We start from the raw sequence: 21,073 nt of genomic DNA on the forward strand, positions 1-21,073 counted from the left end.
CCTCTCAGTCACGGCGTGCAACCCGTGTGCGCGGCGGCTCATTCCTGCACCGCAGCAACGCCTGCCGTGCGAGGACCCGTGACGTCCGCCATCGACGCACGGCGTGCGCACGGCGTGCGTCGCTCGGATGGCCCGCGCCCTCACGCGCACCAGGCCCATCTCACGATGCGGACACCGCGTCTCACCCCCGCGTAGCCACGGGCGCGGTATCGGGCTAGAATCGCGCACGCACAGCATCGGCGCTCAGACGCGTCGACCAAGCGCAATGGCGAGCCCGCCGCGCACCACAACCTCCATGAGGAAGCATGACTGACACCACGAACTCTTCTGCCCCTGCGCCCGCCTTCCCCGGCGGCACCATCCTCGGATACCCGCGCATCGGCCGAATGCGTGAGCTCAAGCGGGCACTCGAGTCGTTCTGGAAGGGCAACTCGACGGAGGCGGACCTCGAGGCCGTCGCCAAGGACCTGCGCGCCGCCAACCGCGACCGCCTGGCCGCACTGGGACTGGGCCGCACGGACAGCTCGATCCCCAGCAACTTCTCGTTCTACGACCACGTGCTCGACGCGTCGGTGACGTTCGGTGCCATCCCCACGCGCTTCAACGACCTGCGCGCACAGGACGGCTCGGTGGACCTCGCGGGCTACTCGACGATCGCGCGCGGCGTGGGCGACAAGGCGCCGCTTGAGATGACCAAGTGGTTCGACTCGAACTACCACTATCTGGTGCCGGAGATCGGCCCGGAGACGGTGTTCTCGCTCACCTCGAGCCGCTGGGTCGACGAGTTCGTCGAGGCCAAGGAGGCCGGATTCATCACGCGTCCGGTCATCACCGGCCCGCTGACCTTCCTGTACCTGTCCAAGCCCTCCGACGACGCCCCCACGGGCTTCGACCCCATCGAGCGTCTTGACGACCTGGTTCGGGTCTACATCCAGCTGCTCGCGGAGTTCGAGGGCGCCGGAGCCGAGTGGGTCCAGATCGACGAGCCCATCCTGGTCGCCGACATCGACGCGGATCGTGCCGACGTGCTTGCCAACGCCGCCAAGGTCTACGAGGCCCTGGTTGCCGCGACCAAGCGCCCCGCGCTGTTCGTCGCGGCGCCGTACAACGCGCTCGACGACGCGCTGCCGGTGCTCAAGGACTCGGGCGTCGACGCCATCGGCATCGACCTGGTTCGCGGCTCCGTCCCCACGGGCATCGACCTCACCGGAACCACGGTGGTGGCGGGTGTCGTGGACGGCCACAACATCTGGCGCACGGACCTGGACAAGGCACTCGAGAAGGCCGATGCCGTGGCCGCCTTGGGCGCCACGGTCACCGTGTCCTCGAGCACCAGCCTCTTCCACGTGCCCCACACCCTGCAGGGCGAGGAGCACCTGGGCGATGAGCTGCTGAGCTGGCTCGCCTTCGCGGACGAGAAGGTCGGCGAGATCGCCACGCTCGCCTCCGCCCGTGCCGAGGGTGAGGGTGCCGTCGCCGGCGCGCTCGCCGAGGCCCGTGCGGCGCTCAAGGCTCGCGCCGAGCACCCCGGCACCAACCGCGCGGACGTGCGCCAGGCGCTCGACGGCGTCGAGCCTGGCCACTTCGAGCGCAGCCCGTACGCCGCGCGTGCGGCCGCTCAGGACAGCCGCTTCCACCTTCCGGAGCTGGCGACCACGACCATCGGCTCCTTCCCGCAGACCCAGGAGATCCGCAAGGCTCGCGCCGCGTGGGCCAAGGGCGAGCTCTCCGACGCCGACTACGAGCAGGCGATGAAGGACGAGATCGCCACCGTGGTGAAGCTGCAGGAGGACCTGGGCCTGGACGTCCTGGTGCACGGCGAGGCCGAGCGCAACGACATGGTGCAGTACTTCGCGGAGCTTCTCGAGGGCTTCGACGTCACCAAGAACGGCTGGGTGCAGTCCTACGGCTCGCGCTGCACGCGTCCCTCGATCCTCTGGGGTGACGTGGCCCGTCCCGAGCCCATGACGGTCAAGTGGGCGCAGTACGCGCAGTCGCTGTCGAGCAAGCCCGTCAAGGGCATGCTCACCGGTCCGGTGACGATCCTCGCGTGGTCCTTCGTGCGCGACGACCAGCCGCTGGGCGACACCGCCAACCAGGTGGGTCTGGCGCTGCGTCAGGAGATCGCGGACCTCGAGGCGGCCGGCATCGGCATCATCCAGGTCGACGAGCCCGCCCTGCGCGAGCTGCTCCCGCTCAAGAAGGCGGACCAGGCCGCGTACCTCGACTGGTCGGTGAACTCCTTCCGCCTCGCCACGAGCGGCGCGAAGGACGACACCCAGGTCCACACGCACCTGTGCTACTCGGAGTTCGGCGAGATCATCGACGCGATCGACGGCCTGAACGCTGACGTCACGTCCATTGAGGCTGCGCGGTCGCGCATGGAGGTCCTGCCCGCCATCCGCAACCACGGCTACGAGCGCCAGATCGGCCCCGGCGTGTGGGACATCCACTCGCCGCGCGTGCCCTCCACGCAGGAGGTCACCGAGCTGCTGCAGTTGGCCAAGGACTCGATCCCCGGCAAGCAGCTGTGGGTCAACCCGGACTGCGGACTCAAGACCCGCGGCTACGAGGAGACCAACGCGACGCTCAAGAACCTGATCGACGCGACGCGCGCGGTGCGCTCCGCGTAACGAAGGTCACGTACGACGAAGGCCCGGTTCCCGCGAGGGGGTCGGGCCTTCGTCATGTGCGCCGGAGTCGGCCAATGCGCGGGTGGGGTGCGCAGGAGGGCGTCAGTTCGGCGACAGCACGCCGATGACATTGCCCTCCGTGTCCCGGAAGCGGGCCCAATAGCCGGAGGTGGCGTCGACGGTCTGCTTGGGCTCGACGATCTGGCCACCCGCCTCGACCGCGCGATCCAGGAGCATCTGGAGGTCGTCGCCGCCGTCGAAGTAGACGAGCGTCCCGTGGGTGCTGGGTGTCCAGTCGGGGCCGTGGGACACCGCGCCGATCATTCCGTCGCCACCGGGGATGAGCGACTTGGGGTTGCCATCCCCGATGTCCTCGGACACCAGTGCGACGTCGAGCACGTGGGCGTAGAACGCGCTCGCACGCGCGAGGTCGGACGCGGGGATCTCGAACCAGTTCACTGCAGCCATGTGAACAGTGTTAACTCGACGCGGGAGATTCGCAACCGGTGGAGTCCCCCGCTCCGGGCACGACGAAGGCCCGGCCCCCATGGAGGGGACCGGGCCTTCGGGCGTTCATGGGGTTCCGATGCGGTCAGCAGGTGGCCTGCTCGACGTACCCGTTCTGGGCGTCGAACCTGACGCCCGGGCTGCTGGACTTCTCGCCTCCCGGATGCCTCAGCTCGAGGCACCAGTTGTCGATGTCGCCGCCGGTGTACTGGACGAACTCGACGCCGGGGGAGGCACCGAGCACTCTCTCGCCGTCGATGTAGTACGCCGTGCCATCTCCGGTCACCACGACGCCGGTCTCGCTCTCATCGAACGCTGCCCGCACCAGGATGCCCAGGTTCATCGCATCCGACTGCGTGGCGGCATCCCGTGACTTGGCCTGATGGGTCAGGTACAGAGGAATGGCGACCGCGGCAAGGATGCCCACGATGATGATGACCACGAGCAGCTCGACCAGCGAGAAGCCCGCCTCGGATCCCCGCCGTGAGGTGGGGACTTCCATGATGTTCTCTCTTCAGTTCAAACCCGCCAGGGCGGGTGACGCCCCTCAAGTTCGATAGCCATCGATGGGGCGACACCCCATCGTGACGCACCTCACACGGCCGCGCAAGAGTGGAAAAGCGGCGGAAAGGCCCCGAAGCGGGGCAGCGCGCTGACGCGGTCACGTCAGATCGTGCTGGAGATACGCCACGTCGATCCACTGGTCGAACTTACGTCCCACCTCGCGCAGCACGCCCACCTCGCGGAAGCCCAGCGCCCGGTGCAGGCCCATCGACGCGTCGTTGGGCAGCGCGACCAGCGAAATCGCGGAGTGCGCGTCGGAGGACTTCAGTCTTTCCAGCAGCTCGCCGTACAGCGCTCGCCCCAATCCGCGGCCACCGGCGTCCTGGGCCAGGTAGATGGTCGACTCCACGGAGTGCAGATAGGCGGCGCGCGGCCGGTACGGCGCGGCGTACGCGAAGCCCACGACCCGCTCGGCGTCCTCCACCACGATCCAGGGCAGGCCAAGCCCCAGCACCTTCGCGATGCGCGCTCCCATGTCCTCGCAGCTCACCTCGTCGTACTCGAACGTGATGACGGTGTCGCGCACATACGGGTTGTAGAGAGCGGCGATGGCAGCGGCATCGTCCGGGGTCGCGTCGCGGATCATGGAGATATTGTGCCTGGCCCACGCACAGGCGCAGTCACGCGGAGCGGCCCACCTGGATGAGGGCGAAGGTGAGCCCCATCTCCTTGAGCAGCTCGGGCTTGGCGGCAGGATCGAACTCGCCGCCCACGCCGGTCACCAACCGTCGCACGGTCGCTCCGGTCGCCGTCTCGGGATTGATGCGCAGGCCCTCGACCAGCAGCGTGGCGTGCGCGTCCGGCGCCACCTCGGTGCGCACATAGTCGGTCTCGGTGTAGAACGTCAGGTCCTCCCGCGGAACCGCCACGCGCACCCAGCCGTCAGCGAATTCGGCTGGGTCCACCGCGACGATGATCCCGGCATTCATGGTCTGCGCCCCGGCGCCGGCACCATCGCCGTAGAGCGTCAGCTCGAGGTTGATCTGCTGCGCGTCGAGCTCACCGAGCTGCTTCTCATCCAGCACGTCTCCGTAGGCCGCCGCGAGGTCGCTGGCGCTCGGGATGGCGGTGGTGGCCGCGTCGACGCGCAGCTCGAGCACGATGTCGCTCACCTCTCCGAACGTCAGCGACTCCGCCGGGAAGGACGCCTCCATGCCGTTGGCATGCTGGCGGTCCCAGTCGTAGGTCTTCTTCACCAGCACGGTCTCGAGAGCTCGCTGCCCATCGCAGTCGGGCTGCTCGACGAACGCTTGCGCGCTGATCGCGTACTCCGTCGGAGCGAGCCGTGCGCTCGCGAACGTCCCCACGCCATTCAGGTGGTTCCAGCCGCCAATGCGGTACTGGGTCTCGCTCAGCACGGTCACGGCGTCCGGGCGGGCGTGGCCGGCGGGGTCGCAGGCGATGGCGTAGACGCCGGGATCGACTGCGGCCGATGCGAGCGACGGCTGGGGCGTGGCCGTCGCGGTGGCGACGGGGGAGGTCGAGGCGACAGGCGCATCGGCCGTGGGGTTCAGTGCAGGGGGATCCCCGGCCGAGCATGCGGCGAGCGCCGCCGTCGAGGCGAGGACGGCCGCGACGGCTCCGATGCGCATGTGCCGATGAAAGCGCACGGCGCGCACCCTGGCAAGGGTGCGCGCCGTGTCTCGTGCGTCAGACGGGGACGCGCGGCGACTGCGCCGAGGCCGGCGCCTCGTGCGCGTGGGCGACCTCGCCCGGCAGGTGGACCGTCGCATCGGCGCTGCCGGCGGCGACCAGGTGACCGGGCGCATCGGCCGCAGGCACCAGCTCGGGGGCCTCGACGTACGCCGGGCGGGAGCGGATGTAGCGCCATCCGGCCGCCACGACCGCCAGGCCCGCCACGGCGGTGATCGCGAAGCCTGCGCCCGCGCCGCGCGCGTCGATCGCGACGCCCGCGGCCCAGGCGCCGATCGCGACACCCAGGTCGATGCCCGTGCGGGTCCACGTCATGCCCTCGGTCATTCGCGCGCGGGGGATGCTGTGATGCACCAGGCCGTCGCCGATCACCATGTTGGGCGCGATGAACAGGCCCATGCCGAACAGCAGGCCGCCCAGCACGAACAGCGACGGAGCGAAGATCAGGCTCACCGCGAACAGGCCCGTGGCCGTGACGCCCCAGAACAGGCGCGTCGCCAGGGTGCGTCGCCATGCGATCACCCCGTACGCGAGCCCGCCCACGAGAGAGCCCGCGGCCCACACGGCCAGGATCAGTCCGGACGCGCCCTTGGCGTCCAGCTGCTCTGCGAACGCGACCACGGACGCGTCGATCGAGGCGAACATCGCGCCCTGCGTCAGGAAGATCAGCGCGGCGATGCCCAGCGTGGGCGCCGTCACCAGCAGGTGGCCGGAGAACGGGTTGCGGTAGCGGCGCACGCGACGGGCCGATGCGGCGGTCACCGGGGGAAGCGCGATGGCTGCGGCGGCCGTCGCGGGGGCGACGGCCAGGGCTGCCTCCGTGAGTCCCGCATCGGCGCTGTTCCTGCGCACCGGCGGCTCCGTGTCCTTGAGGGACAGGAACACGTAGCCGCCCACGGCGAGGGAGACCATCGCGAGCACGGATGGCACCCAGGACGCGACGGAGACCGCGAGCACCGTGGCGACGGCGGGGCCCAGGATCCAGATGACCTCCTCGAGAGAGGACTCGAGCGCGAACGCGGTGTCGAGCCTGGCGCGGTCCTTGAGTGCGTGCGCCCAGCGAGCGCGGGTGAGGGTCGACTGCGAGCCGCCGGCCGCGAACGTGGGGGCGATCGCGATCAGGACCCACAGCGGCTGCTCGGTGAACACGGCGAGCAGCATGGCGGCGCGACCGAGAAGCGCGACGGCGAAGCCCCAGCGCAGCACGGCGGACTGGCCGTGCGCATCCACGAGGCGCGCGACCTGCGGCGCGACGATGGCGTAGGAGACGGCGATCGCGGCCAGGACGATGCCGGCCCACGCGTACGAGCCGTACTGCATCTGCACCAGCAGGAACGTGGCGAGGCCGGTGAGGCCCATCTGCAGACGGGCGAGGAGACCCCAGCCCGCGAACGCGCGGGCGCCAGGGGTCGAGAGGATCTCGAGGTATCGGGAGAGCACTGCGGGGTCCTTATGAAGCTCAGGACGCCCCCTCGCAGGCGCAGCGTGCTGCGGGATCCTGGTCGGAGGGCTGGCGTCCGAGTCTGCCTCGGACGCTTGCTACACCACCTGCGCGACGTAGCCGGCGCACCGCCCACTCGGAAGTGGCGGCAGGAAATGTTCGCACACTCGCAGGCCTGAGAATGACCGTTTTCACGAAGTTTTGCCGGGCGTTCTCGCAGGCAAAGACGGCGAAAAGCGGGCGCCATGCGCGGGGCCGTCCGGACGGCCGATGCGCGGTCTAGGCGAGCGGCTTGCGCACCTCGGGAGCGCCTGGTGGTGCGCCAGCGGATGCAAGCGGTGGTGCGGTGGTGCGCGAACCGGGCCACGAGCTCTGGCCGCGCAGCTTGACGGGCATCGGGATGCGGTCCGCGAAGCGCATGAGCAGCGAGCCGGTGACCGCAAGGATCAGCACGTAGGCCGCCGCGAAGGGACCCAGCTGCGCCTGCGCGCCCGCTGCGACGCCCAGGCCGGCGATGACGATCGAGAACTCGCCGCGCGGGATGAGCGACAGTCCGGTGCGCCACTGGCCCTTGGGGCCTATCCCGTTGCGGCGCGCGGCGAACACGCCAGTGAAGATCTTGGTGAGCGCGGTCACGATCGCGAGCGCGAGCGCCGGCAGCAGCACCGGCACCAGATCGCGTGGGTCGATGGTGAGGCCGAAGAACACGAAGAACAGGCCGCCGAACACGTCGCGCAGCGGCGGCATCAGGCTCCTGACATCGTCCGCAACCTGACCGGAGAGCGTCAGTCCCAGCAGGAAGGCGCCCACCGCCGCGGAGACCTGCACCGCATCGGCCAGTCCCGCCACCAGGAAGGTGAGTCCCAGGACCGTCAGCAGCAGCAGCTCGCGCGAGTGCGAGTGCACCAGGCGCGACACCTTCTCGGAGAACTTCATCGACACCACGAAGGCCATCACCACGAGCCCCAAGGCGATGCCCGCGGCGACGGCGCCCTGCACGAACGTCGCGCCCACGAGCAGCACCGCCATGATGGGCAGGAACACCGCCATGACGATGTCCTCCATCACGAGCAGGCTCAGCAGCACGGGAGTCTCGCGGTTGGCGACGCGATCGAAGTCGTCGAGCAGCCGCGCGATGATGCCGGAGGAGGAGATGTAGGTGACCCCGGCGAGCAGCAGCGAGGCGGTGAGCGACCAGCCCATCATCAGGCCCACCGCGAAGCCTGGCACCGCGTTGGCCAGGCCGTCCACGAGCCCCGCGACCCAGTTGGAGCGCAGCCCGTTGCGCAGGTCCTGCGGCGAGTACTCGAGCCCCAGCAGCAGCAGGAGCAGCACCACGCCAATCTCGGCGCCCACCTCGAGGAACTCCTCGCCGGCGCTCACGGGGATGAACCCGCCGTCGCCCATGAGGACGCCGGCGAGCAGGTAGAGCGGGATCGAGGGGATGCCGATGCGAGCCGCGAGGCGCCCCAGACCTGCCAGCACCAGCAGGATGATGCCCAGTTCGATGAGCACCTCTCCTGCGTGACTGGCGTCCGGTTCCGGAAGCACCTCGACGGGCAGCGCGGCGGTGAGCATGGCTATCCCGTCAGGATCGTGGTCGCCTGGCGCACCGCATCGGTGCTGCCCATGACGAGGACGGTGTCGCCTCCGCGCAGGGTGAAGTCGGGGTCGGGGCCCGGGATGCCCGTGTCGCCGCGGATCACCGCCACGACGGAGGCCGATGTCTCCGTTCGGATGCGCCCGTCGCCGATGGTGCGATCCGTGAGTCCGCCGGAGGCGGGCATGGCGATCCACTCGATCGCGAGCCCCTCCACCATGTGTCGCAGGGAGTCCAGGCGAGCGGTGATGTTGGTGCCGCCCAGCAGCTCCGCGACCTTGGACGCGTCGCCCTCGGACAGCTCGACGGTGCCCTTGCACGAGTCCGGATCCTCGCGGTCGTAGAGCGCGAAGTCGCGTTTGCCGTCGCGCCGCACCACCACGCCCACGTGGTCGCCGCTCTCCGACTGGAACTCGTACCGGACGCCGATGCCCGGAAGCGGAGTCTCGTAGATGTCCATGGCGTCAGTCTGTCACGACGGGCTCGACGAGTGCCCTCCCTACCGCCTTCCCAGAATTTGGCACCATTTTCATCGCCCAAGCCCCTACGCGATGAAAAAACCTCCAAGCGCGAGCGCCGATGCACGACCCACTCCCGCCTTGCCGAGCCTGTGCGCGGCTGGCGATGGGCGCATCGGCCGTCCGTCCCTCGTCTGTACGGAGGGTTCTTCCTCATGGCCAGCCTGAGACGATGAAAATGGTGCCAAATTCTGGGAGTGGGTGGTCAGCCGCCCTTGACCGCGCCCAACTCGATGAGGCGCTCCCACGCCATGCGTTGCAGGAAGGGGTCGTCGTAGAAGATGTATCCCAGCGCCGCGAACACCTGGAACGCACGGGCTCGCACGATGGTCTCCTCCGACGTCTCGCCGTACCCCCCGCGGTACTCGTCGAGCGCCTCCAGCGGCACCAGGTTGGCCGCGTAGCCCAGGTCCGCAGCCGGGTCTCCAGCGCCGAAGCAGTGCCAGATGAGGATGCCCGCGAACTCACCGCGATCCGACTGAACCGCGCGAGGCTCGAGACGGCCGTGGGTCCAGTGCAGCCCCAGGTCCACCGGAGCGGCCACTCCGGCGTCGAAGATGCGCTTGACCACGGCCGGGTCGAGCTCGCGATTCTCCGGCGCACCCTTCGCGACGGCGACGTCGATGAGCTGCTCGAACGGCTCGCGGAGCACCGCGAGTCCGCGGCCCGCGCGGGGGTTCAGGGGCGCGCCCTCGGGGGCCGGCTGATGGATCTCGCGGATCGCGCGGCCCAGGTCTCCGACCGCGTGGGGATGCAACGGCACGAACCCGGCGGTCGAACTCGAGTTCCAATCCACGAGATTCCAGTGAAAGGGGTAGCCATGGCCCGGCATGCCCGTCGCGATCGGGTGCGAGGACGGAAAGGTCCAGTGCGTGGAGGGCTCTGCGATGAGGTCCGTGACGCGTGCGTACAGATGGTCGAGCCGCGCGACGCGGGGCATCAGGGCGCCGTAGTGGTCCCCGATCCGGATCGCCATGTGGTCCTCGAGCGTGTAGCGCCTGCCCAGCTCGACCCCAGCGAACTGGGGGAACTGCTCGTCGACGAGCGCACGGACGGTCTCATCCGTGATGTGGAGAGGCTCCCGGGCGCCATCGTCCGTCATATGGCCAGCGTAGCGGCGTGCGTCCGGTGGTGCCGATGCGCCAGGATGGTGGGCATGGAGCGACCGAATCTCAAGGTGGAGACCGGCGGGCAGCCGCGGGCATGGGTGGGCGTCAACTTCTGGTCCCGCACCGGCGGGCCGCTGATGTGGCGCGAGTACGACGGCGACGTCATCGACCAGGAGCTGGATCAGATGCGCGAGCACGGCATGACCGTGACGCGCTCCTTCTTCTACTGGCCGGACTTCCACCCGGAGCCTGACGTGCTGGACGAGGAGCTCGTGGCTCGCTTCCACGACTTCCTGGACCGCCACGAGGCCCGCGGGATGCAGACCATCCCCACCTTCATCGTGGGCCACATGTCCGGCCAGAACTGGGATCCGGCGTGGCGCGAGGGTCGGGACCTGTTCTCCGACGTGTGGTTCGTCGCACGTCAGGCCTGGTACGTCCGCGAGCTGACGGCGCGGTTCTGCGAGCACCCCGCGGTGGCGGCGTGGCTGCTGACCAACGAGGTGCCCATCTACGGCGACTGGAAGTCGCGCGGCAACGGCGCGCTGGACCCGGACGTGATCATCAGCTGGGCGCAGATCCTCATCGACGCCGTGCGCGCTGGTGGAGGCACGCAGCCCGTGTCGATCGGCGAGGGTGCCTGGGGCGTCGAGATCACGGGCTCCGACAACGGCTTCCGGGTGCGCGACGTCGCGGAGCTGGTGGACTTTCTGGGACCCCACGTGTACCGGATGGAGACGGATCAGTCCCGGCAGTTCCTGGGGGCGGCGTATGTGTGCGAGCAGCTGCACCGCTCGGGCCTGCCGGTGGTGATGGAGGAGTTCGGCACCACCTCCGACTACACGTCGGACGTCAACGGCGCGCACTACTACCGTCAGCTGCTGCATCACACGCTGCTGGCTGGCGCGACCGGCTGGCTCGCGTGGAACAACACTGACTACGACCACCTGGCACGCCAGGCGCCGTACACGCACCGGCCGTTCGAGCAGCACTTCGGGCTCATCGACAAGGACGGCGAGCCCAAGCCGCAGGCGCTCGAGATGAAGGCCTTCGCGCAGCTGCTGGAGCGCATCGACGTCGCGCGCTGCACGCGCCCGGATGCGGAGATCGCCATGGTGGTGACGGCGTACCTCGACAACCAGTACCCCTTCACGCATGAGCTCGACGGCCCGTCCGCGTCCCTGAACCTGCTGCAGGCGTACGTCTCGGCTCGGCATGCGGACCTTCCCGTGGGGTTCGTCCGCGAGGCCGATGGGCTGTCCTGGGAGCCGGGCACCGTCCGGGACCTGAAGGACGGCGTGCAGCACCGCTATGCGTCAGAGGTGGAGCCGATGGACGTCGGACCCGGCCTGCCGGACGACGCGTCGCTGTACCTGCTGCCCTCCATCAAGCACGTCACCTCGCCCACCTGGGAGCGCGTGGGTGAGCTGGCGCGCGCTGGCAAGACCGTGTACGCCTCCTACTTCCTGGGTGCCCACGGGAACCAGCGCGGGCCGTGGTGGCCCACGATGCACGAGCTGTTCGGAGTGAGAAAGTTGACTCGCTATGGTCTTGTGGATCCCATCGTGGACCCGGTGGTGGAGATGACCTTCCATGAGGACTTCGGCGGCATCGAGGCGGGGACCACGCTGGAGTTCGCCGCGGCGGGCAACGAGAACTCGCGCGCCTTCCTGCCCGTGGAGCCGGATGGCGCCCAGGTGATCGCGACGGATGCCCATGGCCGGCCAGCCCTGCTGCGCCACTGCATCGGCGAGGGCCAGGCGATCCTGTGCACCTACCCTCTCGAGCACATGGCGGCGGTCTCGCCGGCGGTGAACCCCAATGACCTCGTGCGACTGTACGCCGCGCTGGCGGAGGATGCGGGAGTCGCGCCGGAGGTCAGGGCGGACGATGCGGACGTCATCGTGGGCGAGCTGCACCACGAGGACGGGCGGCGCTTCGTGTGGCTGATCAACATGGCGGACCGGCCCACCCAGGCGTTCCCACGCGTGCCCGACGGCGAGTCGCTGGTGCCGCTGGGCGGCGGTGACGCCGTGGCGACGCTGACGCTGCCGCCCTACGGCGTGGAGGTGCTGGAGCGCGTCTAGCGCGCGCGGTCCACGCGGCCCAGGTCCCACCGGGGCTCGGTGCTCTCGGTGACCTGTCCATCGGCGCCAAAGAGCAGGAAGCGGTCGAACGATCGCGCGAACCAGCGGTCGTGCGTCACCGCGATCACCGCTCCCTCGAAGGCGAACAGCGCCGCCTCGAGGGACTCCGCGGACTCCAGGTCCAGGTTGTCCGTGGGCTCGTCCAGCAGCAGCAGCGTGGCGCCGGCGAGCTCGAGCAGCAGCACCTGGAACCGCGCCTGCTGCCCACCGGAGAGCGTGTCGAACGCCTGGTCCGCCTGTCCGCCCAGGCCGTAGCGGTCCAGCGACGCGATGGCGGCCTTGCGCACCAGACCCGCGCGATGGTCGTCCCCGCGGTGGAGGATCTCCGTCAATGCCTTGCCGTGCCACTGCGGGTGCGCGTGCGTCTGCGCGAACCAGCCGGGCCTCACCCGCGAGCCCAGCCTGACGGATCCGGTGTGAGCGACCGGCTCCGGCACCACGTCTCCCACGGGACGGTGCTCGCCGTCCGGATCGGAGCCGCCTGCGGCGAGCAGCCGCAGGAAGTGCGACTTGCCTGACCCGTTGGAGCCCAGCAGCGCCACCCGATCGCCAAACCAGATCTCGCTGTCGAACGGCTCCATGAGGCCGGTGAGCTCCAGGTGCTCGACCACCACGGCGCGCTTGGCCGTCCGGCCGCCGCCCAGTCGCATCGACACTGACTGCGCGAGCGGCACGGGCTCGGGCTTGCCGGCCTCCTCGAACTTGCGCAGCTTGGTCTGCGCCGCGGCGTAGCGCGAGGCCATGTCCGGCGAGATCTTGGCCCGCGCCTGCATCACTCGCACCAGCTCCTTGATGCGCGCGTGCTCCTCGTCCCACCGCCGCAGGTCCTCCGCGAGCCGCTCGTTGCGAGCCTCACGCGCGTCCCGGTACGTGGACCACCGGCCGGCGTGCACCCACAGCGTGTTGCCGTTGGCGTTCGTCTCCACCGTTGCGATACGCGTGGCGGCACGGTCCAGCAGCTCGCGGTCGTGACTCACCAGCACGATCGCCTTGCGCGACGCGATGAGCTGATCCTCGAGCCAGCGCTTGCCGGGAACGTCCAGGTAGTTGTCGGGCTCGTCGAGCAGGAGCACCTCGTCGTCCCCGCGCAGCAGCGCCTCGAGGGCCAGGCGCTTCTGCTCGCCTCCGGACAGCGTGGTCACCTTGCGGTCGCGGGCGCTGTCGAAGGGCATGCCCAGCGCCGCCACGGTGCACACATCCCATAGCGTCTCCAGCTCGTAGCCGCCGGCGTCTCCCCAGGCGATCACGGCACCGGCGTACGCCATCTGGTCCTTCTCGCTGGCCGTCTGGTGCATGCGGGCCTCGGTGGCGGTGACCCGCTGGGCGAGGTCGCGCAGCTTCGGGGACGCCAGCGACAGCAGCAGGTCCGCCACCGTCGACTCGTCTCGCACGGAGCCGATGAACTGCCGCATCGCCCCCAGCGAGCCCGTCACGGCGACGGCGCCCTCGTCCGGCTTGAGGTCGCCGGTGATGAGGCGCGTGAGCGTGGTCTTGCCCGCTCCGTTGGGACCCACGAGCGCCGCGACGTCCCCCGCTCCCACCTTCAGCGAGACGTCGCGCAGCAGCACCCGGCCGTCCGCGAGCGTGAAGCGAAGGTCGCTGATCTGGAGGTGTCCCACCGGTGCAGTCTAGGCGTGGCGGGCCTGCGACCGGCTGTCGGGATAGCCTGCCGGACATGAGCACGCTTCCCTCGGCAGTGATCGTCGACCTCGACGGCACCCTGGCCCACATGGGTGACCGCCACCCCTTCGCCACCACCGGCTACGACAAGGACACCCCCAACCGGCCCGTGGTCGAGGTGGTGCGCGCCCTGCATGCGGCGGGCCACACCATCGTGATCATCTCCGGCCGCAAGGAGGTCTCGCGCACGGAGACTGAATGGTGGCTGGGCACGCACCTGCCGGTCCCCTTCGAGGGCCTGCACCTGCGGGCGGACAGCGACGACCGCACCGACGGCATCGTCAAGCGGGAGATCTACGACCGCGAGATCGCTCCCCGCTTCGACGTGCTGTGCGTGCTGGACGACCGCAACCATGTGGTCGACATGTGGCGCGATGAGCTGGGGCTGACGTGCCTGCAGGTCGCGCCGGGCGACTTCTAGCCGGCGACGTGTGAGCGGCGTCGGACCGGCCGCTCAGTCCTGCGCTCGACGCGCCTTCCACTCGCGGGCGAGCAGGCCGTACATGGCGTCGTCGGACACCTGGTCCTCGACCCAGTAGCGCTCGCGACGGATGCCCTCGGGGATGAAGCCGATGCGCTCGAGCACCTTGATCGAGCTGACGTTGTGCGGGTGAGTCGAGGCCTCGACCCGGTGCACCTCGAGGTCGAACACGGCGTAGTCCACGAGCCGCGCGGTGGCCTCCGTGGCGTAGTAGTGGCCGCGTGCCCACGGGTGGAGCGTGAAGCCCACCTCTGCGGTGCGGCCGTTCTCGGACAGCCACAGCGCCACGTCGCCCAGGACCTTGTCATCGCGCAGCCGCACCACGGCCATCTGGTACCAGTGGCCGGGCTGCGGACCAGGCCGGGAGGTGATGTCCTCGATCAGCTCGCGCGCCCGCTCGATGGGGTACGGAGCACGCCATGCCTGGTATTGCGCGGTGGTGGTGTCGGAGCGTCGCTCCGCGAGGTCCTCGGCGTCGTCCAGCGTCATGGCCCTGAGCATCAGGCGCTCGGTCACCAGCGGCTCGAACGGCGTCTCCATGACATGAGCCTAGTCCCGGGCCTCGCTTCGCGCTCCCGGTGCTCCCCTGCTCAAGAGGAGGCGAGGGTCGCGATGGCCCGGCCACGCAGCCGTGCCAGCCGCTGATCGTCCACCGCTACGCCCGCGAGCGCGCGGTTGAGCTCGCTGCCCTGAAGGGTGCCGATGAACTGGTCCGCGAGGTCACGCGCCTGGGCGGGACGTGCGCCGGTTGCCTCTGCGATGAGCGGCGTCACCAGTCCCAGCACGTACTCCACCACCGTGTCGTTGAATGCTGCGCCGAACTCCGGAGTCTCGCCTGCAGTGCCGATCACGAACCGATACATCGCCAGGCATCGCGAGGAGAACAGCACGTCCTGGTAGGCCTCGGCGAAGGCGGCCAGCCGTGCGGACGCGACGCCTGCGGCGGCAGCGGCCTCGCGCATGGGCCCCACGACGCGTTCCAGCTCGAGCTCCATCGCCGCTCGCGCCAGGCCATCGCGCCCGCCGAAGAACTTGTAGATGGTCTGCTTGGAGGCGCCCGCCTCGGCGGCGACCTCGTCGATGGACACGCCGAAGCCGCGCTCGAGGTACAGCTCGAGCGCGACCTGGGCGATCGAGTCCTTACGAGCCATCCCGCGCGACGGCGATCCCTTCACGATCGATGACCTCCAGGTACAGCGATGGCTCGGGCCGCACGCGGTGGTCGTCCGAGTGGTGGATCCAGGCGACCGTGCCGTCTGCGCGGGTGATGATGACGGTGGGGACCACCGTATCGCCGCCCGCGTCCCCGGCGCCGCCGGCGAAGGTCACGGGCGTGCCACCCTCCTGCACGATGTCCAGCGCCGCCGCGGCCTGACCTCCGGAGTCGACGTAGAAGTCCATGGGCGCGTCGAAGCGCGCGGAGAGCTCCTCCGTCTCCTCCGCGCGGCGCGAGCTGATGAGGGCCACGCGCACGCCGCGCTCGGACAGCGCGCGGTACTGCCCGGCGATCGCGGTGATCTGCGCGACGCAGAAGGGGCACCAGGAGCCTCGATAGAACAGGATGACGTGGGGCTCGTGCGTGAGCGCCGCGGATCCCACCTCGTCGCCGTGGACCGTCTGCAGCGGGAAGTCCGGCAGTCGCTCGCCCACGGCGACCACGGGGGACGGCCGATGCTGCCGCGAGAACCACAGCGTGTAGCCCAGCAGCGCGGCGAGACCGGTCGCGGCCAGCGCGAACGCGAGCCCACTGACGAACCCGGAGGCAACGGTGGCCGCGGCAGCGAGGCCGTACAGCGGCCACGGGTGGCGGGGGAGCCTGGCGACCAGCCGGGAGGGGAGGACTTTGCCTGCTCCGATGAGACCGAGCGCGAGCAGCCAGGTCGCGGCGCCCAGCAGCGCGGGCCAGCCGGCAGGGCCGGTGGCGAGCCAGATCGCGAGGGCGACGGCGGCCAGTGCCAGCACCCCCACGGCTTCGACGTAGATGCGGGCCAGATGGCGTCTCATGGGAACTCCTTCAGTTAAGTGTACGAGAGCGTACACTTCAGCGCGGGAGTCACCGGTTTCATTCCCGGGATTTTCTCGAGGCGGCGTCGCGTTCTCTCCGCATGCCGCGACTGCGCCGTTCACGCCCCTCCGAGCCCGGCTTCACGCGCAGGCGAGCCGGGACGGGCTGGACCTACCGCGACCAGGCCGGCGAGCGCATCGGCGACGCGGAGGTGGTCGAGCGCATCCGCGCGCTCGTGATCCCGCCCGCGTGGACGGACGTGTGGATCTGCCCGTGGCCCAACGGCCACCTGCAGGCGCTCGGCACGGACGAGGCCGGCCGGCGCCAGTACCTCTATCACCCCGCGTGGCGCGAGCGCCGCGACCGGGACAAGCACGAGCGCGTGGTCGAGATCGCCGGCGGACTGCCCGCCGCGCGCGCGGTCGCGGATGCGGACGCGGGCCGCGGCGACATGTCCAAGCAGCACGTGCTGGGGATCGCCTTCCGCCTGCTGGACCGCGGGCTGTTCCGCGTGGGCGGCGACTCGTACGCCGCGAACAACGGCTCCTACGGCCTCGCCACCCTGCTCCAGAAGCACGCACGCGTGACCGCTGACGGCGTGGTGTTCGACTACGTGGGCAAGTCCGGCAAGGAGCAGCACGTGGTGGTGCGCGAGCCCGCGGTCGAGGAGGCGATCACCACGCTCAAGCGCCGCACCGACGACGACCCTCAGCTGCTGGCATGGCGGGAGAACGTCACGCCTGTGGTGTGGCACGACATCGACTCGGACGACATCAACGAGTACATCCAGATCGTGGTGCAGCCAGGCGCGACCGCCAAGGACTTCCGCACCTGGCACGGCACGGTGATCGCCGCCCAGGCGCTCGCGCAGGCTGGAGACGCCGCAGGCATGAGCCAGACCGCGCGCAAGCGCGCCGTCGCCGGCGCGATGCGTCAGGTTGCCGAGAACCTGGGCAACACGCCCGCCGTCGCCCGCGCCTCCTACGTGGACCCGCGAGTGATCGACCTCTGGGAGGACGGCGTCTCGATCGCGCCGGTGATCGACGCGCTGGGGGAGCACGGCGAGGACCTCTCTCCGGGCGAGCGCGACGCCGCGATCCAGGCTGCCATCGAGCAGGCGGTGGTGGACCTGCTCACGGCAGCGCCCACCGCGGTGGCGAGGCGCCTGCGGCGCGGGGCCTCCCGGGCCCGCCGCATCGCGGACGCGGCGTAGCGCTGCTCAGCGGCGTGGCGCGCCCAGGCTCAGCCGGTGGGTGACCGGCACTCCTCCGCCAGCTCCGCGACGGCGCGCAGGCCGGCACCGCGGTAGGGCTCCTCGACGAAGGTCGCGAGCGTGACTGCGTAGGCAACCGCCCGGGCCCTCACTCTGCGTCGACCGTCGCTGCCGGCACCCACCCTGAGCGTGCCCTCCGCCGTGCCGTACGCCTCCAGCAGCGCATCGCTGTGCGCGGAGCCCACGAGCACGCACGCCTGACCCAGGTCCGTCGCGGGATCCGCGGCAGCCGCGTCCCCCCAATCGACGATCCCCGCGAGCCGCCCGTCGCGCGTGAGCACGTTCGCGCCATGAAGGTCCAGGTGAGCCCAGGTGCGGCGAGGCTCGGGCGTGTCCGCGCCCGCTTGGAAGCAGCGCCGCAGCAGCTCGGCGTCCGGCGAGCTCAGGTCGCCGGTCTCCTCCAGGGTGCGCAGGCGCACATCGCAGCGCTCCGCCACCTCCGCGAGGGTGCCGCTGCGATACGGGTTCACGGGCGCATCGGCCGGTGCGGGCCGGTGGACCTGCGCGAGCGCGGCGCCCAGGTCGCGGGCGCCCGCGACGGTGAGGGGCTCCTCGAACGCAGGGCGTCCCTGCAGCCACGGCACCACGCTCCAGCGCCAGGGATAGCCCCGGCCGGGAAGGCCGATGCGCGTGGGCACCGGCGCGGGAAAGGTCCAGTCGCGCCGCATGCGCGGCAGCCAGTCGAGCTCGGTCACGGAGATCTCCGCGCCCACCGCCCGTCGCGGCAGGCGCACCGCGAGCGAGGGGCCCAGGCGGAACATCGCGTTGTCCCAGCCATCCATGCGGGCGCCGATGCGCAGCTGAGCGAGGTCCGGGTGCTGGTCCGCGAGCAGGGCGCGCACCAGCTCGGCATCGATCGAGATCTCAGCCTCGGGTGCGTGCGCCATCGTCACCCCTTCAGAGTAGGCACGCGCGTGCGCGTCTCTCGCTAGCCTGGCGGCGTGGACCTGGGGTTCGACTTCGACTTCCGCACACGGCCCGTGCGCGGCGAGCCCGGTCGCGCGGTCGAGCAGGTGTGGTTCGCGCGCGGCACGGTGCCGTACCGCAGCGAGCTGATCGCTCCCACGGGTTCAACGGTGGCGATCCTCATCCTTGGCGATTCGATCACCCAGACGGCGGCGAGCGGGGTCGAGGTGACTTCTGCGGAGGGTCTGGTGATCGGACCGCACACGGCGCCCATCACGAATGCGCCCTACGGGGAGACGTTCGCGGTGGGCATCGTCACGACGGCCGTGGGATGCGAGGCGCTGCTGGGGCACCGTCCTGCGGGTCTGCGGGGCAGGATCGTCGACCTCGCCACCGGCGCTCCCAGCCTGGTCGAGCTCCGGGCGGCGTTGGCCGTCAGGCGGGCCGATGATCCCGAGGCGCTCCTGGACGCGGTCGAGCATCGGGTCGCTGAGCTCGTGAACCTCGACGTGCCCGGTCTGGGTCGTGTCGAGGGCGCGGTTGCGTCGCTGGTGGCGGCCCCGCGTCGGTCCATCCAGGATCTGGCGCAGGAGGTGGGCGTGAGTCACGCGCATCTGGATCGAGAGTTCTCGCGGATCGTAGGCCTGCGGCCGCGCGAGCTGGCGCGCCTGCTGCTCCTACGCAGGCTCATCGAGGGGCTCGACCCGCTCGCGGACGTGCCATGGGCGAGCGTCGCGGCGGACGGCGGCTGGAGCGACCAGGCGCACTTCACTCGGGACTTCACGCGCCACACGGGGCTGAGCCCACGCCGCTACCTTCAGGTGCAGCGTTCCTTCGCGCTCGAGGGCAACGCCGGGCCCGGCTTCTCCCCGGACGTCGAGGCGCCGCGCTGACCCGCTCGCCGGCCGATGCCGGGGCCGGGTTGAATTCCTTCAAGACGGCGCGGCTGCGACAGCGCGACGATGCGGCTGATGAGAGGAGCAGTCATGACGGATGTGCAGGCGCAGAAGGCGAGTCAGCTGGCGAACATCGAGGAGGCGACGGGGCGCAGCGTCGCCGACTTCGCGACCGAGGTCGAGTCAGCGGGCCTCGAGCGTCACGGTCAGATCGTCGCCCACCTGAAGGCGAGCCATGGGCTCACGCACGGCAACGCGAATGCGCTCGCCCACGCGGTGCGGGAGCGGCTCGCCGGCGGGCCTCCACCCGCCGACGATCTGCTCGGCGCGCAGTACGCGGGAGCGAAGAAGGTGCTGCGGCCCATCCACGATGCGGTGGTCGCCCAGGCCCGCGCCCTGGGTGACGACGTCGAGGTGGTGGTGCAGAAGACAGGCGTGAGCCTGCGCCGCGCCAAGCAGTTCGCGCTTGTCCAGGCGCCGTCCGTGAAGCGCGTCCGGCTGAGCCTGAATCTCGACGCCACGCCGCCCGGCACACGCGTGGTCGAGGCCGGAGGGATGTGCACGCATCGAGCAGACCTCACGAGCATCGACGACGTGGACGACGAGGTCGCCGGGTGGCTCGCGGCCGCCTACGAGCGCGCTGGGTGAGGCACATCGCTAGCCTGGCGCCATGAGCCTGGTGATCCGCGACGCCGAGCCAGCCGACGGCCTCGCCATGGGAGAGATCCACGTCGCCGCTTGGCGCTCCGCGTACGCCGGCATCATGGACCCGGAATTCCTGGCGCGGCGTGACCCGGTCGCGGTGGGCGAGCGATGGACCGCCAGCCTGCGTGGGGATGGCGCAACCGGCGGAGAGCCCGCGCCGTGGGCGCGGCTGGTCGCAGCCCTGGATGGGCGAGTCGTGGCGATGGCGGCGATCGGGCCCGCGCGCGACGAGGAGTCCGACATCCCGCGTGCGCAGCTGTGGATGCTCAACTCCCACCCCGACGCTTTCGGAACCGGGGCGGCGACGGCGCTCCACGCCGAGGTGATCGCACGGCTGCGCGAACGCGGCGAGACGCGCGCGTACCTCTGGGTCGCCCGTGACAACCTGCGTGCCCGCCGCTTCTACGAGCGCGAGGGATGGGCCGGCGACGGCGGCGCGCACGTCGAGGAGCTCGGCGGCGTGCCGGTGGCCGAGGTCAGGTACGTGCGCGATCTGTGCGCACGTACCCGGTGATGTCCTCAGGGACGGCGTCCGCAGCAGCGAGCACCCCCCGGTAGTAGTCGAGCTTCGCGTTCAGGCGTTCTAGATGCTCGCGGTCCGCCGCCATCCGTGTCACGAGAGCCTCGCGGTAGTGCGCGAGCACCTCGACTCGGTCCGCGATGGTGTGCTCGCCGGCGTGGGTGAGGTCCACGAACGCCTTCATCTCGCGAATGGGCATGCCGGTCGCGCGCAGCAGCTGCAGGAACCGCACCCAGCCCAGGTCATCCTCGGAGTAGCGCCGGTGCCCGTTCGGCGCCTTGGGGACCTCCGCGAGCAGACCCTCGCGCTCGTAGTACCGCAAGGCGTGCTTCGAGACCCCGGTGAGGGTGGCGACGTCGTCGATGCTGTAGGCGCTCATCTCGCCACAGTAGGACTTCGAGTGCACTCGAAGTCAAGGGGCCTGTCCATCGGTTG

At 70.4% G+C, this 21,073-nt stretch carries 21 protein-coding genes; 7 read left to right on the top strand and 14 right to left on the bottom strand.

The genetic code is table 11. The features are described from left to right. Positions 1 to 305 precede the first annotated feature (305 nt). Entirely contained in the window at positions 306 to 2,633 is a 2,328-nt protein-coding gene (metE, locus tag Dac01nite_RS04585; RefSeq protein WP_203653675.1) for a 5-methyltetrahydropteroyltriglutamate--homocysteine S-methyltransferase, read from the top strand. Positions 2,634 to 2,735: 102 nt separating this feature from the next. Here the strand turns inward: metE and Dac01nite_RS04590 are convergent, their stop codons facing one another. The 8 genes from Dac01nite_RS04590 to Dac01nite_RS04625 all read right to left on the bottom strand — a co-directional run bounded on the left by Dac01nite_RS04590 (position 2,736) and on the right by Dac01nite_RS04625 (position 10,018). Then, entirely contained in the window at positions 2,736 to 3,101 is a 366-nt protein-coding gene (locus tag Dac01nite_RS04590; protein WP_203653677.1) for a VOC family protein, read from the bottom strand. 124 nt (positions 3,102 to 3,225) lie between these two features. Beyond that, positions 3,226 to 3,642 carry a type IV pilin protein gene (locus Dac01nite_RS12180; RefSeq protein ID WP_203653679.1) on the bottom strand — a complete coding sequence of 139 codons (417 nt, stop codon included), beginning with the start codon at positions 3,640 to 3,642 and terminating at the stop codon, positions 3,226 to 3,228. A gap of 159 nt (positions 3,643 to 3,801) precedes the next feature. Next, entirely contained in the window at positions 3,802 to 4,290 is a 489-nt protein-coding gene (locus Dac01nite_RS04600; protein ID WP_203653681.1) for a GNAT family N-acetyltransferase, read from the bottom strand. Positions 4,291 to 4,324: 34 nt separating this feature from the next. Next, positions 4,325 to 5,296 (bottom strand): hypothetical protein, encoded by a 972-nt coding sequence (locus Dac01nite_RS04605; protein WP_203653683.1) that lies wholly within the window; start codon positions 5,294 to 5,296, stop codon positions 4,325 to 4,327. A 58-nt stretch (positions 5,297 to 5,354) separates the two neighbouring features. Then, on the bottom strand, positions 5,355 to 6,797 hold the full coding sequence (locus Dac01nite_RS04610; RefSeq protein WP_203653685.1) for an MFS transporter: 1,443 nt from the start codon (positions 6,795 to 6,797) through the stop codon (positions 5,355 to 5,357). 280 nt (positions 6,798 to 7,077) lie between these two features. Next, complete coding sequence (locus tag Dac01nite_RS04615) at positions 7,078 to 8,376, bottom strand: cation:proton antiporter (protein WP_203653687.1); 1,299 nt, start codon at positions 8,374 to 8,376, stop codon at positions 7,078 to 7,080. A 2-nt stretch (positions 8,377 to 8,378) separates the two neighbouring features. Further along, positions 8,379 to 8,858 carry a cation:proton antiporter regulatory subunit gene (locus Dac01nite_RS04620; RefSeq protein WP_203653688.1) on the bottom strand — a complete coding sequence of 160 codons (480 nt, stop codon included), beginning with the start codon at positions 8,856 to 8,858 and terminating at the stop codon, positions 8,379 to 8,381. 263 nt (positions 8,859 to 9,121) lie between these two features. Then, positions 9,122 to 10,018: a phosphotransferase gene (locus Dac01nite_RS04625; protein ID WP_203653689.1), complete on the bottom strand. Its 897-nt coding sequence runs from the start codon at positions 10,016 to 10,018 to the stop codon at positions 9,122 to 9,124. 54 nt (positions 10,019 to 10,072) lie between these two features. On the opposite strand from Dac01nite_RS04625, the gene Dac01nite_RS04630 reads away from it, so the two are divergent. After that, entirely contained in the window at positions 10,073 to 12,112 is a 2,040-nt protein-coding gene (locus tag Dac01nite_RS04630) for a cellulase family glycosylhydrolase (RefSeq protein WP_203653690.1), read from the top strand. On the opposite strand, the gene Dac01nite_RS04635 is transcribed toward Dac01nite_RS04630, so the two are convergent. Then, the gene (locus tag Dac01nite_RS04635; RefSeq protein ID WP_203653691.1) at positions 12,109 to 13,791 is read right to left on the bottom strand and encodes an ABC-F family ATP-binding cassette domain-containing protein; all 1,683 of its coding nucleotides are present in this window, start codon (positions 13,789 to 13,791) and stop codon (positions 12,109 to 12,111) included. The two genes, Dac01nite_RS04630 and Dac01nite_RS04635, sit on opposite strands and share 4 nt — an antisense overlap. A 56-nt stretch (positions 13,792 to 13,847) precedes the next feature. Here Dac01nite_RS04635 and Dac01nite_RS04640 point away from each other — a divergent pair, with 56 nt between their 5' ends. Further along, on the top strand, positions 13,848 to 14,273 hold the full coding sequence (locus Dac01nite_RS04640) for a phosphatase domain-containing protein (protein ID WP_203653692.1): 426 nt from the start codon (positions 13,848 to 13,850) through the stop codon (positions 14,271 to 14,273). Positions 14,274 to 14,306: 33 nt separating this feature from the next. Here Dac01nite_RS04640 and Dac01nite_RS04645 read toward each other — a convergent pair whose 3' ends face one another. From Dac01nite_RS04645 to Dac01nite_RS04655, 3 genes are read right to left on the bottom strand one after another with little or no spacing between them, the layout of a single operon-like run. Then, entirely contained in the window at positions 14,307 to 14,873 is a 567-nt protein-coding gene (locus Dac01nite_RS04645) for a GNAT family N-acetyltransferase (RefSeq protein WP_203653693.1), read from the bottom strand. A gap of 50 nt (positions 14,874 to 14,923) precedes the next feature. Continuing rightward, positions 14,924 to 15,484 carry a TetR/AcrR family transcriptional regulator gene (locus Dac01nite_RS04650; protein ID WP_203653694.1) on the bottom strand — a complete coding sequence of 187 codons (561 nt, stop codon included), beginning with the start codon at positions 15,482 to 15,484 and terminating at the stop codon, positions 14,924 to 14,926. After that, entirely contained in the window at positions 15,474 to 16,337 is an 864-nt protein-coding gene (locus Dac01nite_RS04655) for a redoxin domain-containing protein (protein ID WP_203653696.1), read from the bottom strand. The genes Dac01nite_RS04650 and Dac01nite_RS04655 overlap by 11 nt, the downstream gene beginning before the upstream one ends. 101 nt (positions 16,338 to 16,438) lie before the next feature. Between Dac01nite_RS04655 and Dac01nite_RS04660 the strand changes: the two genes are divergently transcribed. Further along, a complete protein-coding gene (locus Dac01nite_RS04660; RefSeq protein ID WP_203653698.1) occupies positions 16,439 to 17,551 on the top strand; it encodes a DNA topoisomerase IB in 1,113 nt (370 codons plus the stop codon). A 29-nt stretch (positions 17,552 to 17,580) separates the two neighbouring features. Here the strand turns inward: Dac01nite_RS04660 and Dac01nite_RS04665 are convergent, their stop codons facing one another. Then, positions 17,581 to 18,498, bottom strand: a complete 918-nt coding sequence (locus tag Dac01nite_RS04665; protein WP_203653699.1) for a phosphotransferase — start codon at positions 18,496 to 18,498, stop codon at positions 17,581 to 17,583. Positions 18,499 to 18,552: 54 nt separating this feature from the next. On the opposite strand from Dac01nite_RS04665, the gene Dac01nite_RS04670 reads away from it, so the two are divergent. The 3 genes from Dac01nite_RS04670 to Dac01nite_RS04680 all read left to right on the top strand — a co-directional run bounded on the left by Dac01nite_RS04670 (position 18,553) and on the right by Dac01nite_RS04680 (position 20,632). Further along, a complete protein-coding gene (locus Dac01nite_RS04670) occupies positions 18,553 to 19,410 on the top strand; it encodes a helix-turn-helix domain-containing protein (protein ID WP_203653700.1) in 858 nt (285 codons plus the stop codon). 93 nt (positions 19,411 to 19,503) lie between these two features. Continuing rightward, entirely contained in the window at positions 19,504 to 20,061 is a 558-nt protein-coding gene (locus Dac01nite_RS04675) for a DUF5655 domain-containing protein (protein ID WP_203653701.1), read from the top strand. Between the two features lie 22 nt (positions 20,062 to 20,083). Further along, complete coding sequence (locus Dac01nite_RS04680) at positions 20,084 to 20,632, top strand: GNAT family N-acetyltransferase (protein WP_203653702.1); 549 nt, start codon at positions 20,084 to 20,086, stop codon at positions 20,630 to 20,632. Here the strand turns inward: Dac01nite_RS04680 and Dac01nite_RS04685 are convergent. Further along, a complete protein-coding gene (locus Dac01nite_RS04685; protein ID WP_203653703.1) occupies positions 20,595 to 21,017 on the bottom strand; it encodes a MerR family transcriptional regulator in 423 nt (140 codons plus the stop codon). The two genes, Dac01nite_RS04680 and Dac01nite_RS04685, sit on opposite strands and share 38 nt — an antisense overlap. Positions 21,018 to 21,073: the final 56 nt, after the last annotated feature.

This window comes from Demequina activiva, from assembly GCF_016862815.1.
GTDB classification, from domain to species: domain Bacteria; phylum Actinomycetota; class Actinomycetes; order Actinomycetales; family Demequinaceae; genus Demequina; species Demequina activiva.

Coding starts and splice junctions, on each gene's coding strand:
- Dac01nite_RS04630 (WP_203653690.1), top strand. CDS start 10,073: ATGGAGCGACCGAATCTCAAGGTGGAGACCGGCGGGCAGCCGCGGGCA.
- Dac01nite_RS04685 (WP_203653703.1), bottom strand. CDS start 21,017: ATGAGCGCCTACAGCATCGACGACGTCGCCACCCTCACCGGGGTCTCG.
- Dac01nite_RS04590 (WP_203653677.1), bottom strand. CDS start 3,101: ATGGCTGCAGTGAACTGGTTCGAGATCCCCGCGTCCGACCTCGCGCGT.
- metE (WP_203653675.1), top strand. CDS start 306: ATGACTGACACCACGAACTCTTCTGCCCCTGCGCCCGCCTTCCCCGGC.
- Dac01nite_RS04600 (WP_203653681.1), bottom strand. CDS start 4,290: ATGATCCGCGACGCGACCCCGGACGATGCCGCTGCCATCGCCGCTCTC.
- Dac01nite_RS04645 (WP_203653693.1), bottom strand. CDS start 14,873: ATGGAGACGCCGTTCGAGCCGCTGGTGACCGAGCGCCTGATGCTCAGG.
- Dac01nite_RS04665 (WP_203653699.1), bottom strand. CDS start 18,498: ATGGCGCACGCACCCGAGGCTGAGATCTCGATCGATGCCGAGCTGGTG.
- Dac01nite_RS04650 (WP_203653694.1), bottom strand. CDS start 15,484: ATGGCTCGTAAGGACTCGATCGCCCAGGTCGCGCTCGAGCTGTACCTC.
- Dac01nite_RS04605 (WP_203653683.1), bottom strand. CDS start 5,296: ATGCGCATCGGAGCCGTCGCGGCCGTCCTCGCCTCGACGGCGGCGCTC.
- Dac01nite_RS04625 (WP_203653689.1), bottom strand. CDS start 10,018: ATGACGGACGATGGCGCCCGGGAGCCTCTCCACATCACGGATGAGACC.
- Dac01nite_RS04660 (WP_203653698.1), top strand. CDS start 16,439: ATGCCGCGACTGCGCCGTTCACGCCCCTCCGAGCCCGGCTTCACGCGC.
- Dac01nite_RS04640 (WP_203653692.1), top strand. CDS start 13,848: ATGAGCACGCTTCCCTCGGCAGTGATCGTCGACCTCGACGGCACCCTG.
- Dac01nite_RS04675 (WP_203653701.1), top strand. CDS start 19,504: ATGACGGATGTGCAGGCGCAGAAGGCGAGTCAGCTGGCGAACATCGAG.
- Dac01nite_RS04615 (WP_203653687.1), bottom strand. CDS start 8,376: ATGCTCACCGCCGCGCTGCCCGTCGAGGTGCTTCCGGAACCGGACGCC.
- Dac01nite_RS12180 (WP_203653679.1), bottom strand. CDS start 3,642: ATGGAAGTCCCCACCTCACGGCGGGGATCCGAGGCGGGCTTCTCGCTG.
- Dac01nite_RS04680 (WP_203653702.1), top strand. CDS start 20,084: ATGAGCCTGGTGATCCGCGACGCCGAGCCAGCCGACGGCCTCGCCATG.
- Dac01nite_RS04620 (WP_203653688.1), bottom strand. CDS start 8,858: ATGGACATCTACGAGACTCCGCTTCCGGGCATCGGCGTCCGGTACGAG.
- Dac01nite_RS04655 (WP_203653696.1), bottom strand. CDS start 16,337: ATGAGACGCCATCTGGCCCGCATCTACGTCGAAGCCGTGGGGGTGCTG.